At 59.7% G+C, this 17,876-nt stretch carries 17 protein-coding genes; 11 read left to right on the top strand and 6 right to left on the bottom strand.

Translation table 11 applies throughout. The features are described 5' to 3' along the window. Positions 1–11: 11 nt before the first annotated feature. Both AN476_RS03550 and AN476_RS03545 read right to left on the bottom strand, forming a co-directional pair. Positions 12–1,496: an inorganic phosphate transporter gene (locus AN476_RS03550; RefSeq protein WP_054459723.1), complete on the bottom strand. Its 1,485-nt coding sequence runs from the start codon at positions 1,494–1,496 to the stop codon at positions 12–14. Positions 1,497–1,588: 92 nt separating this feature from the next. Then, the gene (locus tag AN476_RS03545; RefSeq protein ID WP_054459596.1) at positions 1,589–2,047 is read right to left on the bottom strand and encodes an NUDIX hydrolase; all 459 of its coding nucleotides are present in this window, start codon (positions 2,045–2,047) and stop codon (positions 1,589–1,591) included. A gap of 312 nt (positions 2,048–2,359) precedes the next feature. On the opposite strand from AN476_RS03545, the gene AN476_RS03540 reads away from it, so the two are divergent. Beyond that, entirely contained in the window at positions 2,360–3,109 is a 750-nt protein-coding gene (locus tag AN476_RS03540; protein WP_054459595.1) for an SDR family NAD(P)-dependent oxidoreductase, read from the top strand. 159 nt (positions 3,110–3,268) lie between these two features. Here the strand turns inward: AN476_RS03540 and hrpB are convergent, their stop codons facing one another. After that, a complete protein-coding gene (gene hrpB / locus AN476_RS03535) occupies positions 3,269–5,743 on the bottom strand; it encodes an ATP-dependent helicase HrpB (protein ID WP_054459722.1) in 2,475 nt (824 codons plus the stop codon). Between the two features lie 189 nt (positions 5,744–5,932). Here hrpB and meaB point away from each other — a divergent pair, with 189 nt between their 5' ends. From meaB to AN476_RS03515, 4 genes are all read left to right on the top strand, one after another. Then, positions 5,933–6,913 carry a methylmalonyl Co-A mutase-associated GTPase MeaB gene (meaB, locus tag AN476_RS03530; RefSeq protein WP_054459594.1) on the top strand — a complete coding sequence of 327 codons (981 nt, stop codon included), beginning with the start codon at positions 5,933–5,935 and terminating at the stop codon, positions 6,911–6,913. Positions 6,914–7,264: 351 nt separating this feature from the next. Continuing rightward, positions 7,265–7,555 carry a 50S ribosomal protein L28 gene (gene rpmB, locus AN476_RS03525; protein WP_054459593.1) on the top strand — a complete coding sequence of 97 codons (291 nt, stop codon included), beginning with the start codon at positions 7,265–7,267 and terminating at the stop codon, positions 7,553–7,555. A gap of 122 nt (positions 7,556–7,677) precedes the next feature. Continuing rightward, the gene (locus AN476_RS03520; protein WP_054459592.1) at positions 7,678–8,028 is read left to right on the top strand and encodes a hypothetical protein; all 351 of its coding nucleotides are present in this window, start codon (positions 7,678–7,680) and stop codon (positions 8,026–8,028) included. 147 nt (positions 8,029–8,175) lie between these two features. Beyond that, positions 8,176–8,664 (top strand): copper chaperone PCu(A)C, encoded by a 489-nt coding sequence (locus AN476_RS03515; RefSeq protein WP_054459591.1) that lies wholly within the window; start codon positions 8,176–8,178, stop codon positions 8,662–8,664. 132 nt (positions 8,665–8,796) lie between these two features. Here the strand turns inward: AN476_RS03515 and AN476_RS03510 are convergent, their stop codons facing one another. Then, positions 8,797–9,510, bottom strand: a complete 714-nt coding sequence (locus AN476_RS03510) for an NAD-dependent deacylase (protein WP_054459590.1) — start codon at positions 9,508–9,510, stop codon at positions 8,797–8,799. Positions 9,511–9,556: 46 nt separating this feature from the next. Between AN476_RS03510 and AN476_RS03505 the strand changes: the two genes are divergently transcribed. Further along, positions 9,557–10,075, top strand: coding sequence for a low molecular weight protein-tyrosine-phosphatase (locus AN476_RS03505; protein ID WP_083464221.1), 519 nt, complete (start codon positions 9,557–9,559; stop codon positions 10,073–10,075). Positions 10,076–10,136: 61 nt separating this feature from the next. Here the strand turns inward: AN476_RS03505 and AN476_RS03500 are convergent, their stop codons facing one another. Continuing rightward, a complete protein-coding gene (locus AN476_RS03500; RefSeq protein ID WP_054459589.1) occupies positions 10,137–11,108 on the bottom strand; it encodes a LysR family transcriptional regulator in 972 nt (323 codons plus the stop codon). Between the two features lie 254 nt (positions 11,109–11,362). Further along, entirely contained in the window at positions 11,363–11,704 is a 342-nt protein-coding gene (locus AN476_RS03495) for a hypothetical protein (RefSeq protein WP_054459588.1), read from the bottom strand. 530 nt (positions 11,705–12,234) lie between these two features. Between AN476_RS03495 and lepA the strand changes: the two genes are divergently transcribed. The 5 genes from lepA (at position 12,235) to AN476_RS03470 (ending at position 17,725) form a co-directional block, all read left to right on the top strand. After that, positions 12,235–14,034 carry a translation elongation factor 4 gene (lepA, locus tag AN476_RS03490; protein WP_054459587.1) on the top strand — a complete coding sequence of 600 codons (1,800 nt, stop codon included), beginning with the start codon at positions 12,235–12,237 and terminating at the stop codon, positions 14,032–14,034. 333 nt (positions 14,035–14,367) lie between these two features. Further along, the gene (locus AN476_RS03485; protein ID WP_054459586.1) at positions 14,368–14,682 is read left to right on the top strand and encodes a TraR/DksA family transcriptional regulator; all 315 of its coding nucleotides are present in this window, start codon (positions 14,368–14,370) and stop codon (positions 14,680–14,682) included. Positions 14,683–14,813: 131 nt separating this feature from the next. Continuing rightward, positions 14,814–15,323, top strand: coding sequence for an alkylphosphonate utilization protein (locus AN476_RS03480; protein WP_083464232.1), 510 nt, complete (start codon positions 14,814–14,816; stop codon positions 15,321–15,323). Positions 15,324–15,436: 113 nt separating this feature from the next. Continuing rightward, a complete protein-coding gene (locus AN476_RS03475) occupies positions 15,437–16,090 on the top strand; it encodes a protein-L-isoaspartate O-methyltransferase (protein WP_054459584.1) in 654 nt (217 codons plus the stop codon). Positions 16,091–16,315: 225 nt separating this feature from the next. After that, positions 16,316–17,725, top strand: a complete 1,410-nt coding sequence (locus AN476_RS03470) for a TolC family outer membrane protein (protein ID WP_054459583.1) — start codon at positions 16,316–16,318, stop codon at positions 17,723–17,725. The last annotated feature ends 151 nt before the right edge of the window (positions 17,726–17,876 follow it).

Raw genomic sequence — 17,876 nt, 5'->3', positions numbered from 1 at the left:
TGGCCTGGCGGTTAATGCGTGATCGTTGCCAGCAAGAGATAAATAACGCCAGACAGCAGGGCTGCCGCAGGTACGGTGATCACCCAGGCGGCAGCAATGGTCATGAAGTGACTGCGACGGACCAATTTGCGACGGCGGCGTTCTTCTGATGCGATACGCTTTTCCTCCGGGCGGGTAATGGCGGATTGGCGCAGGCGGCGCTCGTGATGCCATTCGCGGAAGAAACCAACACCAAAGACCGCTCCCACTGCGATATGGGTCGATGATACCGGTAGTCCCAGCCAGCTGGCGACAATCACCGTAATGGCGGCCGAAAGGGAGACGCAATAGGCGCGCATTGGGTTTAGTTTGGTGATTTGGCTGCCCACCATGCGGATCAGTTTGGGGCCAAACAGGAACAGACCAAAGGAGATACCAAAGGCTCCGATGATCATGACCCAGGAGGGGATCGCCACCTTGGAGGCAAAATCGCCAAACTCGGAGGCATGCACAATGGCGGCCAGCGGCCCAACCGCATTGGCCACATCATTGGCACCATGGGCAAAGGACAAGAGGGCGGCCGAAATCACCAGCGGAATGCGGAACAAGATCTTCAGGGATTTGTTGCGATTTTCCATGCCCTCAGACTGACGTTTGATCAGCGGTGCGGTGATAAAATAAGCCAGTGCGCCCATTGCTGCCCCAATCAGCAGGGCGGTCTGCAGGTCAATCTTGATAACCCGCTTCAATCCCTTGAGGGCGAGATAAGAGGCAAAGGCCCCAGCCATGATGCCGACCAGCACTGGCACCCAGCGTCGGGCGGCGGCAATCTTGTCGTCCTGATAGATGATCTTGGCCTTGATCAGCGCCAGAAACAGGGCTGCGATGACGCCGCCCAGAACCGGCGAGATCACCCAGCTGGCGGCGATCTTGCTCATGGTGGCCCAGTTCACCGCTGCAAACCCGGCCGCCGCGATCCCGGCGCCCATGACACCGCCCACAACCGAATGGGTGGTAGAGACCGGCGCGCCGATCCAGGTGGCCAGATTGACCCAGAGCGCAGAAGAGATCAGCGCTGCCATCATCGCCCAGATGAAGATTTCAGAGGTGGCAACCACCTTTGGGTCGATAATGCCTTTGGAGATGGTCGACACCACATCCCCACCAGCCAGCAGCGCGCCGGCGCTTTCAAAAATTGCGGCGATGAGGATGGCACCGCCCATCGTGAGCGCATTGGCGCCAACCGATGGTCCCATATTGTTCGCCACATCATTGGCGCCGATATTGATCGCCATATAGGCACCAAAGACAGCCGCTGCGACCACGATCAGATTGGTCTGGCTGCCGCCAAACAACATTGCGGCACCAAGGCCGGCCATAACCATGAAGATGAGCGCAATGCCGGGACCGACCATGGGGCGGGCGACATATTGAGTTGCAGATTCGAGGTGAGAGAGCCGATGCAGATCGCGGTCAAGCGTCTCTCGGTGGTTTGCGTCGTTGGATGGGGTGCTCACGATGGGTGTCCCTTTGGCAGGCAGTTTGAGCACGCACTAAGAGAGCTGGCTCAATGAGGCAAGCAATCTGTCATAAAAGTGTCATGTAATTGTCACAATTGGCGCAGCAGCGCGCGAAGCTCAGGCTCATTGACCAGGTTCGCCGCCTCTTGCGCCCGCACCCATTTGCGTTTGCGTTGATGTGCCTCTGGGTAGCTGTCAGAGAGTTCCACATCCCCAACGGTATAGACAAATGTCTGAACCGGGATTGGCAGCCCGCTCTTGAGTTCTTTCTCATAACTGAAAGCCCCAATCGGATCGCCTTCGACACGACCGTTTTGCACACCGGCCTCTTCCCAGGCTTCCTGCAGCGCGGATTCACCGCCATCCTTGCCATTGATGGGCCAACCCTTGGGCAGGATCCAGCGGCCCGTGCCGCGGCTGGTGATCATCAGGACTTCTGTTTCACCGGAGGTGGTCCGGTGGCACAGGGCTGCGACTTGCACCCGTTTAGGGCGAAACAAAATGGGCTTGATTATGTCTTCCCATGCCTGGGCGATAATATTGCTCATTGTAAACTGCCTAAAAGTGAACTGCCTTGGTGCTGTCGTTTTTTGGCAGCGAGCCTCCCAATGAGGGGGGCAAGATCGCTGCATTTGCTTCATTGCCCTTTAAAATAGGGCTTTGGCGCAAAAGTACAACCCTTCTATATGTTTCTGGCCGTGAAGCGGGGCGAAGGGCTCTGAAAGCGCGGGAATTTCGTCCCCTCGAGCGGGGGAGGGCTAACAGGAAGGGAAACATCAGCGACCTCTGGGTCCAGCGTGTTGACAGTAAGGCTTTGCGGGGGCTGAGTGACCTGACTTGAATTTCAATGGGCGGAACAGATGAAAACAGCACTGATTACAGGCGCGGCGCGGGGTATTGGCCTTGCCACAGCACAAGGCTTGCAAAAGGAGGGATGGCAAGTCGTGGTTTTGGACAGGGATGGCGCTGAACTCGCCAAGGTGGCTGAGACCCTCCCACAGGCTCTGATCATAGAGGCAGATGTCTCAAAGCCGCAGGATGTGGCTCGATCGGTGGTGGAGGTCACAGAGCGTTTTGGTCGTCTGGATGGATTGGTGAACAATGCCGGCGTTGCTGATTTTGGCCCGATCCGGGAGACAAGTTTTGAGCGCTGGCGCCGGGTGATGGAGACCAATCTGGATGGACCCTTTCTGATGACCCAGGCCTTTACAGATCTGCTGGCGGCGGACGTTGGTGGCGCGGTGGTGAATATCACCTCAATCTCGGGCCTGCGTGCCAGCACATTGCGGGTTGCCTATGGGACTTCAAAGGCCGCTCTCGCACATCTGACTTTGCAGCAAGCCGTCGAGCTGGGAGAGCTTGGCATTCGCGTCAACGGAGTTGCCCCGGGACCTGTGGCGACCAAGCTTGCCATGGCGGTGCACAGCCCCGCGATCATTGCGGCCTATCACGATGCATTGCCCTTAAACCGCTATGGCTCGGAGGCTGAGATCGCAGCGGCAGTCAACTTCCTGCTCTCTGAGAAAGCCAGCTTCATCACGGGCCAGATCCTGGCGGCGGATGGTGGCTTTGAGGCGACGGGGATAGGCCTGCCCGCTCTTCGGTCCTGACAGGGCCGGAGGCTGGGAAAAGCGAGGCTCTGCCTCGCGCTCCGGGATATTTTTGGCCAAATGAAAGGGGCTGGTTTCATTTGGCTAGAAGTATCCTGGGGGTGAGCGCCTTAGGCGCGAGGGGGCAAAGCCCCCTGATTTTCAAGGCTTACTTTGGCTTTAACGGCGCTTTTTCGCCCGCAATGTAGGGTCTTCTTGGGTTGGGTCTTCCGGCCAGGGGTGGCGGGGATACTGTGCGCGCATGTCTTTTCGGACATCGTCATAGGATCCGGACCAGAAACCGGGCAAGTCGCGGGTGATCTGGATTGGGCGCTGAGCTGGGGACAGCAGGGTGATTTTGAGAGGCACGCCGCCGACGCTGGGATGGCGGGTGACGCCGAACAGCTCTTGCAAGCGGACCGAGATCTCAGGTGCTTCAGCGCTATAGGTGATGGGGATCTTGCGCCCCAGGGGGGTGGTGAAACCAGCCGGTGCCTCGCGGTCGAGCACTTGTGTCTGCTCCCATGTGAGGGAGGCACGCAGGGCCGGAAGCAGGTCGAATTGTTTCCAACCCTGGGCCGATTTGAGACCGCCCAGCATCGGCAAAAGCCAGTCTTCCAACCGGGCAAGCAGACCCTCTGTTGAGAAGTCCGGCAGATCGAAGCCCTCGGCGCGCACAAGCTCTACCCGTGCCGCCAGCCGTGCCGCGGCCCCGTCGAGGCGCAGGCCAAGGTCGCGGACGCCCTCCAGCATGGCCTCGGCAATCTGGTCTTCGGGGGCATCCTTCCACATGCGGTCTTCGAGGGTGATGGCGCCGAGGCATTCCTGCTGGCGAGTGATCACTCGGCGTTCGCGTTTGGACCAGTGGCAATTGTCTTGCCAAGTGATCTGATCGGCAAAGAGTGCACGGATTTCACCCAGGCTGATCTGGGCCGCCATCCGCATGCGGGCCTCACGCGGGTTGCCGTCGGTGTCCAAGGCCACGATGAAGGGAGACGAGGCCAGGGGGTCGCCGGGCTCCAGCAGAACCCCCTTGCCGCCTGACAGCACATAGCGTGGTTGCTCGCCCTTGCGGCGTTGACCAATACGGTCGGGGTAGGCCAGGGCGGCCATGGCGGCGGGCGAGAGAGCGCTACGCTCGCCGGGCGGCGTCTTTCCCTGTTTTTGCAACCGTCGCGTTTCGCTGCGAATGCGGTCTATTACCGGGTATGAAAGCTGGTAGGGGCGCTTGCGCTGGACCTCTTTTGGGTTTTTCAGAGCCTCCAGGCGCAGGGTCAGGTCTGTAGGGGCCCCGCGCAGTGGATCGCGCTCGGCCAGAAGCGCGGCGAGAGGCGCAGCTTTGGGGCCGGCTGTCAGCAGCATATGGCCAAGGCGCGGATGCAGGGGCAACTTGGCAAGCGCTTTGCCATGGCTGGTGATCTGTCCACGGCGATCCAAAGCACCCAGCATCTGCAGCAGTCTACGGGCTTCTGCCATGGTGCCAGCGGGGGGCGGCGTGAGAAAGGCCAGTTCATCCGCCTCCGCGCCCCAGAGTGCCAGCTCCAGGGCCAGGCCGGTAAGGTCGGCCGAGACGATCTCGGGGGGCGGGAAAGCAGCCAGGGCGCCTTCTTCACCCTTGGTCCAGAGCCGATAGGCGGTGCCAGGGGCGACACGACCGGCGCGGCCCTGTCGTTGGGTGGCTTCTGCGCGGGTGAGTTTTTCGGTGATGAGACGTGACATGCCGGAGCCGGGATCAAAGCGGGCGCGCCGTGCTTGCCCCATATCGACCACCACGCGGATATCCTGAATGGTGAGGGAGGTCTCAGCAATCGAGGTGGCCAGAACCACCTTGCGACCTGATGCGGCGGGCCGGATGGCGGCCTGTTGTTCCTTGAAGGGCAGGGCGCCAAAGAGTGGCTGGATCAGGCAGTCACCGGGCAGGCGTTTGTCCAGGTTTTGCGCGGCGCGGCGGATTTCGCCCTCACCTGGCAAAAACACCAATATGCCGCCGCCCATCTGCATGCCTCTTGTCGTATCGCGGCTGTCTTTTTCTGCCTGCACCACAAGATCGCAGAGCGCATCCAGTCGACGCGCCTGTGGCCCCAAGGGGCGCTCGAGCCAGCGCGTTTCTACCGGAAAGCTGCGCCCCTCGGAGGTGATCAGCGGGGCCTGCATCAGACTGGCCACTGGGGCGGCATCCAGGGTCGCGGACATGGCCAGCAGGATCAGATCGTCGCGCAGGGCCCCGGCCACTTCGAGGCAAAGCGCCAGGCCAAAGTCGGCGTTGAGGGAGCGTTCGTGGAATTCGTCAAAGATCACCGCGCCGACGCCGGGCAGGTCCGGGTCGGACTGCAACATGCGGGTGAGGATGCCTTCGGTGACCACTTCGATGCGGGTTGTTTTGCTGGTCTTTGCCTCGCCGCGAATACGGTAGCCAACGGTTTGGCCCAGAGGCTCCCCCAGTGTTTCGGCCATCCGTTCGGCGGCGGCGCGGGCGGCGAGGCGACGGGGTTCCAGCATCACGATGCGCTGCTCTGTCAGTCCGGCGGTGCGCAGGGCCAGCGGCACCTTGGTGGTCTTGCCCGCACCTGGGGGAGCTTGCAAAACGGCGCGGCGGTGCTGTTGCAGGGCCGCAATCAGATCAGGCAGGGCGTCATCAATGGGCAGGCGTGGCATCGGGTTGTTTGTCATGGTCTGCTTATCGCCAAAGCTTGGGCCTGCGTCCAGTCTCCTTGGGGCAGGGCCAGGAGGCGCTGGGGATCCGGGGCCGTGCCCCCCTGCGTCAGCTTCGCACTGGACAAGAGCTGGCGGGCTGCGTCAATTAGGCGAGAAAATTTGCGAGCTGTTCAAGACTGGAGACCGGGCATGAAGACTGCCGAGCTGAGTGAGAAAATCCTAAGCGGGGATCGCCGTGCGCTGGCACGGGCCATCACTCTGGTGGAAAGCGGCCGCGAGGATCACCGGGCCTCAGCGACAGAGCTGTTGGAACAATTAGCCAAATCCGGGCGACAATCCCTGCGCATTGGTCTTTCGGGCACGCCGGGGGTGGGGAAATCCACTTTTATCGAGAGCTTTGGCATGATGCTGGTTTCGCAGGGGCTGCGGGTGGCTGTGCTGGCGGTTGATCCGAGCTCGGCCCGTACCGGCGGGTCCATCCTGGGCGATAAAACCCGAATGGAGCAGCTCAGCCGTCAAAAAGGCGCCTTTATCCGACCCTCGCCCAGTCAGACCAATCTGGGCGGGGTGGCGCGACGCACCCGCGAGGCGGTGGCGCTATGCGAGGCGGCTGGGTTTGATGTGGTTTTGATTGAAACCGTGGGGGTCGGCCAATCTGAAACCGTGGTGGCGCAGATGTCGGATCTGTTTTTGTTGCTGCTGGCACCCGCGGGCGGCGATGAGCTTCAGGGGGTTAAGCGGGGCATTATGGAAATGGCGGATATCATTTTGGTCAACAAGGCCGATGGTGATTTGAAATCTGCCGCCATGCGCACCTGTGCAGATTATTCTGGTGCTTTGCGGCTGCTGCGCAAGCGCCCGCAGGACCCGACGGGCTATCCCAAGGCGCAGACGGTCTCGGCCTTGGAAGAGGCCGGGTTGGACAGTGCCTGGACAGATATGAAGACCCTTATGGACTGGCGGCGCGAGAATGGGCACTGGAGCGGCACCCGCGCGGAACAGGCGCGCTATTGGTTTGGCGAGGATGTACGGCAGGCTCTGCTGGCGCGGTTGGAAACCCCCTGGGCGCGCGAACGCATGGAGGGGCTGTCGGATCAGGTGGCCAGGGGGGCGGTGTCCCCAACTGCTGCGGCGCAGGAGCTGCTCAAGGGGTTGGGCGTCGCGGGCTAGGCAGCTTTGCCGCGGTGGGGGTGTTTTGCCGCGCTATTGGAGTGCCTGAACTGTGATCTGGGGCAGCTTTCCTGTTCTGCGTAACTGGATCAGGGAAAAGGATTGTCTTTGGGCTGGCCAACCGGACGGGCAGCAGCTAAAGCAACGGTGGAAAGAGACAGGTTGGGGCGTGCTAATGTCATTTCGCCGGGGGCTGCCATAAAACCCCAGCATTTGGCTTGACCCCTGGGGCGATTCCTCCTAAACGCATCCAACCAGTTTTCGGGCGTTGCCTCTTGGCCGCGCCCTTTGAGATTTGCAGACGATTCGGGGGGATCCTCGGGTGCTGCCCCAGATACGAAGGATGAACCTATGTCGCGCCGTTGCGAATTGACCGGAAAAGGCCCGATGACTGGCAACAATGTCAGCCACGCCAACAACAAAACCAAGCGTCGCTTTCTGCCCAACCTGAACGACGTGACCCTGCAGTCCGAGACCCTGGGTCGTGGCATCAAGCTGAAGATTTCGGCTGCTGCACTGCGCACCGTTGATCACCGTGGTGGTCTGGACGCCTTCCTGGCAAAAGCCAAGGACGAAGAGCTGTCTGCAGCTGCACTGAAAGTGAAAAAAGAGATCGCCAAGGCACAATCCGCCGAAGCTTGATTTTTTGATCACTTAAGATTTTGAAACGCCGTGCGCCCCAGGGGCTGCGCGGCGTTTTGTCGTTATTGGCACATTTCATTTACAACTTGCAGCCTTGAGGCGGCAAAGGCATATGATTTGCCATGGCGCGATTCTTGCGGATAACTCTGGCTTTGATGCTGGCCTTGGTGGTGACCCTGACGGGGCATGCTTCGGCCAGTGTGAAGGGCAGCCGCGATGCCACAGGGCAGATGGTGATCTGCGCCGGCAGCGGCCCGGTTGCCATCTATGTCGATGTCGATGGGCAGCCGACTGAGGCGCCGCATTATTGCCCGGACTGCGTCATGCATCTATTGGATGCGGTCTCCGGCCCTGAGGATCTGGGGCTTTCCCTCTATGCGGGTCAGGCCTTTGATCGCTTGTTGATGGCAGTTCAAGCAGGCCATCGGATGCGGCCGTTGGCGGTGGCGCGGGCGCCACCTCTGTCCGCCTGACAGGTCTGTCTGCCGGGCAGGCCTATTTCTCTGTGACCTGACCGGCCCAGTGAGACTAAGCGCCTGCGTGGGGTGCCGCGTCAGCCGGTTGGAACTAGACCACTCGACCCTATCAAAACTCAGTAAAACAAGAGAAAGGAGACAGAAATGTCCCTGAAATCCGTTGTGTTTGCGGCTGCTGCCGTCCTGTCCTTTGCCGGTTCCGTTGCGGCTGAAGAGGCCAAGATTATGGTGCATGACCAATATGCGCGCGTGGCCACCAAAATGTCCACGAGCGGGGCTGCCTTTATGGAGATTATGAATATGGGGGCTGAGGCCGATCAGCTCATCGAGGCGCGCTCGGATGTGGCCAAACGTGTTGAGTTGCACACCCATATGGAAAGCGGCGATGGCGTGATGAAGATGGTGCATGTGGAGGAGGGCTTTACCATCCCGGCTTCCGGAAACCATGTGCTGCAGCGCGGCGGTGACCACGTGATGTTCATGGGGCTGAACCAGGAACTGAACCATGGCGACGTGGTGACTGTCACCCTGGTGTTCAAAAATGCCGGTGAAGTCAACATCGAGGTGCCCGTCGACCTGGAGCGCAAGCCCGCTCATGGTGGGGGCCATGGCCATATGAAGCAGTCCAACTAAATCAGGCAACTACAGGAGGGGGGCAGGCGCGGCGTCAGGCTGCGCTGCAGCCCTCCTTCGCGCCTTGGGCGGTCCCAGGTTGGAGCTGGCCAAGGTTTGGCGCCAGCTCTGCGGGTCTGGGCTTTGGTCCTATTACGCGTCTTCGCTTGGCAGGAGTTCCTCTACCCAAGCTGGGACTACCCGTGTTGCCGGGCCAAAGCGGGCCGCTTCGAAGCGGGAGGAAGCTGCGGAGGGTTCGAGGTTCAGCTCGAGGGTTTCCGCGCCCGCCCTTGTGGCGGCATCGACAAATCCCGCTGCCGGGTAGACCTGCCCGGAGGTGCCAATCGCAGCAAAGAGATCGCAGCTTTCCAGTTCGGAAAAGATCTGATCCATATGATAGGGCATTTCGCCAAACCAGACCACATCCGGGCGGGCGGCATGGGTCCCGCAGTGGGGGCAGGGAGTGTCCTGTGATAGAACCTGTGGGGCGGTCCAGCGATGATCACAGGCCGCGCAGAGGGCATTGGCGAGGCTGCCATGCATGTGCAAAACGGCGGCTGCGCCTGCGGCCTCGTGCAACCCGTCAACATTCTGGGTTACCAGGATCACCTGACCAGGATAGTTGGTCTGCAGCCGCGCCAGGGCCAGATGAGCGGCATTGGGCTGGGCCTCAGCGGCCTGATGGCGGCGGGTGTTGTAGAAATCCTGCACGAGGGTGGGATTGCGCGCGAAGCCTTCGGGGGTTGCTACGTCTTCGATACGATGCTGCGCCCAGAGCCCCTGCGCATCCCGGAAGGTGCCCAGCCCGCTTTCGGCGGAAATGCCAGCCCCGGTCAGGATGACAATTTTACAGTATATCTCTGACATGTAGATGATACCTTTGCGGCGAAAGAGACCTCAGGAAGGAGCCCCGATGCCCCGACGTTCGAAGCCTGGCCATGCGACCAAAACCTCTGCACCTATCCTTCCTTCAAGGCTTGAGCCCAGTCAAATTCTCTTTGTCTGTCTGGGCAATATTTGCCGCTCTCCCGCAGCCGAAGGTCTGTTTCGTGCGCTGGAGCCCTCCGTTGATTGCGACAGCGCGGGCACGGCCAGCTACCATGTGGGCGAGCCACCCTATGGAGCGATGCGCCAGGCTTTGGAGCGTCGTGATGTGGATGTGTCTGACCTGCGGGCGCGCCAGTTCAGCGCAGCGGATTTCAGCGATTTTGGCCTGATTTTGGCCATGGACCTCGACAATCTAGCCGCCATCGAGGCGCAGCGCCCGCGTGGCAATCAGGTTCCTGTCCACCTGTTCACCGATTTTGCGCCGCAAACAGGAATGGATCACGTCCCAGACCCCTACTATACGCGCGACTTTGATGGTTGTCTTGATCTGCTAGAGCAGGCCGCAGCGGGGTTGAAACAGGCCTTGGCGCCGCGACATAGCTAGGCCTGCAGAATGGTGCACTTGTCTTCCGAAGTTGCGGCCTGCCTCGCCCGGAGAGAGCGGCTCAGGTCAAACCTTCGAGCAATTGGAATTCCTGTGCCAACCAGGGGAGCCTGACGATGGCAGGATCTACCATTTGCCGCTTGATCAAGCCTTGGGTGGTTTGGGCAACGGTACGGGGCAATTGATCGGCCCAGTCCTTACTGGCAAAGAGCGAGATCTGGCGCGCAGCAGTGCCAAAGGGCAGCGGGAAGGCTTCGATCTCGTCATGAAAACGTGCCGCCCGCATATATCCCAGCGGCGTGGTCACGGCCCAGCCGATATTGCGGGCCACCATGGCCATAAGGGCCAGATGTGATCCAACCTCGAAGCGGTTTTCAAACGCGATCTGTTGCTCATTGATCTGGGCTTCGATCTGTTGCGAGATCAGCTGGTCGGCGGCATAGCGCAGCAGGGGCAGCTGCTGGAGCTGCGCAAGCGAGGCCTCGCCTGAGCTAATAAAGCCCTTGGGGGCAACCAGAATGAAGGGATCACGCACCAGCGGGAACTCGATCAGCCCCTGCTGTGGGGCGCCGGTTGTGGCGGTCACCGCGAGGTGAATCTCATCCGCCTCAATGGCGCGCAGAATCTCGTGACTTGAGGCGGTGATCATCTTGAACCGGCACTCCGTCAGACTTTCAGCCAGGGCAGTTACCAAACGCGGCGTCAGGTCGTTGTCAAAATCATCAATCAACCCGATGGAGAGCGCAGGCAGGTGGCTCAGATCCATCATCGACAGCTCGCTCTGGGCCAGGCGCAACTCAGACAAAACCGCCTGGGTGCGGGTCAGAAAATTCCGCCCAGCAGAGGTCGGCACCATGGGGCGGCGGCTGTGATCAACCAGGTCTGTTCCCAGCGCCTTTTCAAGGTTTCGCAACTGCTGGCTGACCGCTGGCTGGCTGAGCCCGGTTGCATCGGCGGTTTGCGCAACAGATCCGGTTTGGGCCAGAGTTTCAAAAACCTCCAGCCCCCGGAGGGTAACCCCCTTGATCAACATGCCGACACTCCAGAAAAAGTATTATTCAACCGCAGTTTCCGCAGGGCATGCCGCCGGGTCAAGGGGGCCAATCGGGTTGCTATTCCCCCTAAAGCGGCGCGGGGGCACCGACGTGCTCGCGACGCGTGACCGAGCCACACCTGCCGGAGGCCAGCAGGGGGGGATGGATGGGTTATTTGGTTTTGCAAAATCCATATCCCGAAGCGCCCAAGCGAGGGCGGGGCGCAGCAGTGAAAAATCAAGGGGACTGGGCGTTACCCGCAGGTCTTGGCGGCGGTGTCGCCAAAGAGCTTATACCGCTCCCAAAGCTGTTCATCCCGCCAGTTGCTGGATTGGCGCACCACCTGGGCCTGGTGGGGATCGCCAAACCATTTGGAGACGGTTCTGCGCTCTGCCGAGGTCAGCTGAACATTGGCCACTTTTTGAATGCAACGGCACAGCGAGGGATTGGCGGCAGAGCGGTCGGAACTGCGGCAAGCGCGTTCGATGACACCGGCCTCAGCGGGCTGTACAAAAACGATCTGCGCGGCAAAGACCTGAGCAGACAAAAGAGCGCAAAGCCCCGCAGCGCGCAGGGAGGTGGGCAGAAATGTCATCGGTTGTCCCTCGTGGTTTTGCCCGGATTACTTGCCAGGATTTTGGGGAATATGGCGAAAGGCGAGGCGAGATTCAATTGTGGTTAAATTGCATATACAAATGCGCAGAATTTTGCCGAACTTGGGACTGGCCAGGGCGAGCGGATGCCTTAGGCTGGCGGCACGCCCAATACCCTTAGACCGATTTGGACGACAGCGTAGAGAAGATCCCCAGCTCCACAAGTTACAGAAACGGCGAGCGCTGCAAGGCGACCGACTTTGCGAGATTGCTGTCAAAGGCACGCGCGCCTTGTTTGATGTGGTTTTGGTCAATGCATGTTGTTGAGACGCAAGCTGTTCTTGAAGGGGCTCGATCTCTTGCACTAACTCAAACTTTGCCCGAATACGCGTGATCTCTTTGCCAGCGGCCTCGCAGCAGAGTAGCGCAAACGCAATGTGTTCCCAGGTTTACCGGTCCCGAGCGCGCTTAATACGGGTTGTGTCTACATCATCCATTGACCAAATCTCAGAATCTATACATATCCCCATGCATGACAGATCTCGCCAAAATCCGCAATTTCTCCATCGTCGCCCATATCGACCATGGCAAATCCACCCTCGCTGACCGGCTCATCCAAGAGACCGGCACGGTGGAGGACCGCGATATGAAGGCGCAGCTCCTCGATTCGATGGATATCGAGCGCGAGCGTGGCATCACCATCAAGGCCAACACGGTGCGTATCGAATATAAGGCGGATGATGGCGAGAAATACGTTCTCAACCTGATCGACACCCCCGGCCACGTCGATTTCGCCTATGAGGTCTCCCGCTCCATGCGCGCGGTGGAAGGCTCGCTTTTGGTGGTGGACAGCACTCAGGGCGTCGAGGCGCAGACATTGGCCAATGTTTATCACGCCATCGAAGCGGACCATGAGATTGTGCCGGTGCTGAACAAGATCGACCTGCCGGCCTCTGACTGTGACCGGGTGGCGGAGCAGATCGAGGATGTGATCGGCATCGACGCGACGGATGCCATTCAGGTTTCGGCCAAAACCGGCCAGGGCATCCGTGAAACGCTGGAAAACATCGTCCACAAACTGCCTGCACCAACGGGCACGCGCGACGCGCCGCTCAAAGCCATGCTGGTGGACAGCTGGTATGACGCCTATCTCGGCGTGATCGTTCTGGTGCGTATCATGGATGGGGTGCTGAAAAAGGGCGAACGCATCAAGATGCTGTCGAATGGCTCCACCCACCATGTGGACCGCATCGGCGTCTTCCGTCCTGAGATGGAAGTGATCGAGGAGCTGGGGCCAGGCGAGATCGGCTTCCTTACGGCTTCGATCAAACAGGTGCGTGACACCCGTGTTGGCGACACCATTACCCACGAGAAAAAAGGCACCGAGGATGCGCTGCCGGGCTTCAAGCCGGCGCAGCCGGTGGTCTTTTGTGGCCTGTTCCCCGTGGACAGTGCCGAATTCGAAGATCTGCGGGATGCGATCGACAAGCTGGCGCTGAACGACGCCTCCTTCTCCTTTGAAATGGAGACCTCTGCGGCCCTCGGCTTTGGGTTCCGCTGCGGCTTCCTCGGGTTGTTGCACCTGGAGGTGATCCGCGACCGGATCGAGCGCGAATATAACATTGAGCTGATCACCACCGCGCCCTCGGTGGTCTATCACGTCTATATGAAAGACGGCTCGATGATCGAGCTGCACAACCCGGCAGATATGCCGGATCTGTCGGTGGTCGATCATCTGGAAGAGCCGCGCATCAAGGCGACCATTCTGGTGCCGGATGAATACTTGGGCGATGTGCTGAAACTGTGCCAGGACCGCCGCGGCCTGCAGATGGACCTGACCTATGCCGGCAGCCGCGCCATGGCGGTCTATGATCTGCCCCTGAACGAGGTGGTCTTTGACTTTTACGACCGGTTGAAATCGGTGACCAAGGGCTATGCCTCGTTTGACTATCAGATGACCGGCTATGAGACCGACAATCTGGTCAAGATGTCGGTGCTGGTGAACGATGAGCCGGTGGATGCGCTGTCGATGATGGTGCATCGCGATCGCGCCGAGCAGCGCGGCCGCGCCATGTGCGAAAAGCTGAAAGAGCTGATCCCGCGCCACATGTTCAAAATCCCGATCCAGGCGGCCATCGGCGGTAAGGTCATCGCCCGCGAGACGCTCTCGGCGATGCGCAAGGATGTGACCGCAAAATGTTATGGCGGCGACGCAACCCGGAAGAAAAAACTGCTAGAAAAGCAGAAGAAGGGTAAGAAGAAGATGCGTCAGTTCGGCAAGGTCGACATCCCGCAGGAGGCCTTTATCTCCGCGCTCAAGATGGACAGCTGAGCATCGAACCACCACCCCATCGGGCAGGGCGCCGCCCGCACATGAGTATTCAAAACGAGGCTGAAACAGCCTCGTTTTTTGTTTTGCGACTGTCAAACTCCTGCCGATCTCAGGTGGGGCTGCGTACTGTCTCTCCCCGCAGGTTGCAGATTTACCTGTTATCGATGTGCTCAAATTTTAGGCCAATTGCCTCTGCGTTGCGCGCGATTGGCGTGGTTGTCTTCCCCGTCGCGCCCGCCTCCCCAGATCCCGCGAGTTTTTTGACTTCGGTCAATGCCGTAGCCTTGCCTTAGGGTAAGGTGATGGAAAGCCACTGATTTGGGAGGGTTTGGTATGAATTTTGCGGCACGCAAGGAAACCTTGGAGACGCGGCGGATTGCTCTGGCAGGACATCTGCGCGAGGTGGAGCATACGCTGGATGCGCCGATGCCCAAGGATTGGGAGGACCGATCCTCCGAACGCCAGGGGGACGAAGTTCTGGAAACGCTGGGCCTACATGAGATGGAGGAGCTACGCCAGATTGATGCGGCTCTCGCGCGGCTGGCCGAGGGGTCCTATGGCTATTGTCAAATCTGCGGTGATGAGATCGCGGCAAAGCGCCTGGATCTTTTGCCTGCGACCCCTTTTTGCAACGGCTGCGCCCCCTAAGCCACCCACGGTGTCTGCCCGCAGGGGTGTGATTGCGCAGCCTGCGGCTCTCGCGTGGCTTTTCATTCAACGGCTAGGGCGCTAAGGCGAGGTGTCTGTCATTCAGGAGATCTTTCCCCATGTCTAATGCTCTGTCTTGTGACCTGTGTTCTGCCGAGGGGGCGACTCGGTTTTTTGCCGTCACGGGTGGTCCTGAAGAGGCCGGGGTTCAGATCTGCGAGACCTGTCACAGACAAATCGAAGGCGAATTGGAGCCGGGTCATTGGCGCTGTCTAGCCTCCTCCATGTGGTCCGGAGAGCCTGCGGTTCAGGTGCTGGCGGCGCGTCTTTTGGCGCGGCTGGCGGAGCAGGATTGGGCGCGCGATCTGGCAGAACAGCTTTGGTTGGATGAGGAAATACAGGCCTGGGTCGACAATCAGACCCGTGTCGGCAGCCATGTTGATAGCAATGGCGCGATTCTTGTGTCGGGGGATACTGTTGTGCTGATCAAAGATCTGCCCGTCAAAGGCGCAGGCTTTACTGCCAAGCGGGGCACTGCGGTGCGGGGCATATCGCTGGTGCAGGACAATCCGGAGCATATCGAAGGCCGCGTCGAAGGTCAGCGGATCGTTATTTTGACCAAGTTTGTGAAAAAGAAATAGGTGCTGCGGCAACATGCTCGGCATTTCGCCTAAGTGCCGTGCATGGGACGTTGCTGAACAGTCAGCGATATGGCACAACTCACTCAAACAGCCTGAACAAAAGAGTTTAGCATATGACCGACTTCGCCGAACGTCGCCGCATGATGGTTGACACACAGGTGCGTCCTTCGGACGTCACCAAATATCCGATCATCGAGGCCCTGCTGGCTGTTGCCCGCGAGGATTTTGTCCCAGTTGCGCAGCGCGAAGGCGCCTATGCCGATCGCAATATGGATCTGGGGGGGCAGCGTACTCTGCTGGAGGCGCGGACCCTGGCAAAGATGCTGGATGCGCTGGATATTCAGCGCGATGAGCTGGTGCTGGATGTGGGCTGTGGTCTGGGCTATTCCACGGCTGTGACCGCGCGGATGGCCGAAATGGTGATCGGTGTCGAAGAAGACGAGGCGATGTCGGCGGATGCCCAGGCACAGCTCTCCGAAGCGGGTGCTGACAATGCAATTGTCCATGTGGGCCCTCTGGCAGAGGGGGCGGCGGAACACGGCCCCTATGATGTGATCATGGTGCAGGGCGGTGTAGAGGCGTTGCCTGAGGCTCTGCTGGCGCAGCTCAAGGATGGGGGGCGGATCGCTGTTCTCTTCATGACGGGCTCGCTGGGGGAGGTGAAGATCGGCTACAAGCAGGCCGGGCAGATCTCTTGGCGCTTTGAATTTAATGCCGGTGCGGAGGTCATGCCCGGTTTTGAACGGGCTGCATCTTTTACCTTCTGAAGCTTGGCCATGGGGCATAGTCTGCATAGATCAGCCCTGTAGAGTGACTACTGTTTGCCCCGTATCAGATGGGGCAGGCTAGACTTTTCCGAGGTTCGTATTGCTGACTGAAAACGGCTTTGTGACGTTGGGAAAAGCGAGACTGACGACCCATGCAGCAGGTATGGGTGAAACCAAAGCTAAATCATCCGCGGCTGGCGGCGCGGCAAACGAATAGGGCGACCGATGTTGAAGAAGAATTCGGCAAGTTTGTTGAAGACGTTTGTGTTTGCAGGTGCTGCCGCATTTGCTTTTGCGCTGCCAAAATCTGCAAGCGCAGACAATCTGTCTGACGCGCTGATTGGCGCATATAAGAGCAGCGGCCTGCTGGAACAGAACCGGGCCCTGCTGCGGGTTCAGGATGAAAGTGTGGCGGCGGCTGTTGCCGGTCTGCGCCCCATCATCAATTGGACCATCACGGCTTCGAACCGCAACAGTGATACCTCGGCATCGGCGACAACAACCACCGATCAGTTGCAAACAGGTTTGGCGCTTAGCCTCCTGCTTTATGATGGTGGCGCAACGCGTCTCAAGCAGCTTGCGGCTCAGCAAACCGTTTTGGCCACACGCCAAAGTTTGTTGAATGTCGAGCAGCAGGTGCTGTTTGGTGCGGTACAGGCCTATGTGAACGTCTTGCTGCAACAAGAGACCGTGCGACTGCAGGGCAACAACCTGCGTTTGCTGCAGGAAGAGCTCAAGGCCTCGCAGGACCGTTTCGAAGTCGGTGAGGTCACCCGTACGGATGTGGCCCTGGCCCAGAGCCGCCTGGCTTCTGCTCGGGCGACCTTGATCCAAAGCCGCGGCGACCTCCTGGCCGCGCAAGCCTCCTATGTAGAGGCCGTTGGTCATCCCATTGGTGCAACCGCCGGGCAGCCTCCCCTGCCCAAGCGCGTGGCTTCTTTGCAATCTGCCGAAAACATTGCAGTGCGCAATCATCCTAGCCTTCTGGGGCAACAGCATGCTGTCAAAGCCGCAGATTATAGTGTCGACGCAGCGCGCAAAGGGCTTGGTCCAAGTGTGACTCTGTCGGCGGATATCAGTGCCACGGCAAATCTGAGCGGCGGTCTTGATAGCGATACCTCCGGCGGCAGCATCACTTATTCTCAACCAATCTATGCAGGTGGCGGTCTCGCCTCTGCGCTGCGCTCCAGCATGGCTCTCAGAGATGTGGAGCGTGGCAAGCTGATTACGGCGCAGCGCACAGTGGCCCAGGATGTCGCCGAGGCCTATGTCACTTTGGAGGCCGCAACTGCAAGCCTTGTCTCCTCAAATGAGAGTGTGCGGGCCGCGCAGGTGGCCTTCGATGGCATTCGCGAAGAAGCAACTTTGGGGGCCCGCACCACGCTGGATGTATTGCAAGCCGAGCAGGACCTGTTGAATGCGCTGACCGCGCGGGTTCAGGCGCGGGCCAGTCAGGCCACTGCCGCCTATTCCCTGTTGCAGTCTCAGGGGCTGTTGACGGCCGAGCATCTGGGGCTTGCGGTGGAAATTTATGACCCGACACTCTACTACAATCTGGTTAAGGATGCGCCTGCGCAGGTCAGCCGCCAAAGCCGGGATCTTGACCGGGTTCTGCGGGCTCTGGGCAAGAACTGATCCGCGCGAGCCAATCTCCGCAGGGGCCCGGTGGGAAACTGGCAGGGCCCCTGGTGGAAACAATGTCGGATAAAAAACTAAAACTGTTCCTAAATGTTGTGCGATTGCGGCGGGAGAGCTACACTTGCCGCAAAGGCTAGAGTGGTTGAAA

Origin of the sequence: Phaeobacter sp. 11ANDIMAR09 (assembly GCF_001294455.1) — a bacterium.
In the GTDB taxonomy this organism is placed as follows: domain Bacteria; phylum Pseudomonadota; class Alphaproteobacteria; order Rhodobacterales; family Rhodobacteraceae; genus Pseudophaeobacter.
The sequence above is the reverse complement of the archived record's forward strand: the minus strand, read 5'-3'. Positions and strand labels throughout refer to the sequence as shown.

Coding starts and splice junctions, on each gene's coding strand:
- AN476_RS03545 (WP_054459596.1), bottom strand. CDS start 2,047: ATGAGCAATATTATCGCCCAGGCATGGGAAGACATAATCAAGCCCATT.
- AN476_RS03540 (WP_054459595.1), top strand. CDS start 2,360: ATGAAAACAGCACTGATTACAGGCGCGGCGCGGGGTATTGGCCTTGCC.
- hrpB (WP_054459722.1), bottom strand. CDS start 5,743: ATGCCACGCCTGCCCATTGATGACGCCCTGCCTGATCTGATTGCGGCC.
- meaB (WP_054459594.1), top strand. CDS start 5,933: ATGAAGACTGCCGAGCTGAGTGAGAAAATCCTAAGCGGGGATCGCCGT.
- rpmB (WP_054459593.1), top strand. CDS start 7,265: ATGTCGCGCCGTTGCGAATTGACCGGAAAAGGCCCGATGACTGGCAAC.
- AN476_RS03520 (WP_054459592.1), top strand. CDS start 7,678: ATGGCGCGATTCTTGCGGATAACTCTGGCTTTGATGCTGGCCTTGGTG.
- AN476_RS03515 (WP_054459591.1), top strand. CDS start 8,176: ATGTCCCTGAAATCCGTTGTGTTTGCGGCTGCTGCCGTCCTGTCCTTT.
- AN476_RS03510 (WP_054459590.1), bottom strand. CDS start 9,510: ATGTCAGAGATATACTGTAAAATTGTCATCCTGACCGGGGCTGGCATT.
- AN476_RS03505 (WP_083464221.1), top strand. CDS start 9,557: ATGCCCCGACGTTCGAAGCCTGGCCATGCGACCAAAACCTCTGCACCT.
- AN476_RS03500 (WP_054459589.1), bottom strand. CDS start 11,108: ATGTTGATCAAGGGGGTTACCCTCCGGGGGCTGGAGGTTTTTGAAACT.
- AN476_RS03495 (WP_054459588.1), bottom strand. CDS start 11,704: ATGACATTTCTGCCCACCTCCCTGCGCGCTGCGGGGCTTTGCGCTCTT.
- lepA (WP_054459587.1), top strand. CDS start 12,235: ATGACAGATCTCGCCAAAATCCGCAATTTCTCCATCGTCGCCCATATC.
- AN476_RS03485 (WP_054459586.1), top strand. CDS start 14,368: ATGAATTTTGCGGCACGCAAGGAAACCTTGGAGACGCGGCGGATTGCT.
- AN476_RS03475 (WP_054459584.1), top strand. CDS start 15,437: ATGACCGACTTCGCCGAACGTCGCCGCATGATGGTTGACACACAGGTG.
- AN476_RS03470 (WP_054459583.1), top strand. CDS start 16,316: ATGTTGAAGAAGAATTCGGCAAGTTTGTTGAAGACGTTTGTGTTTGCA.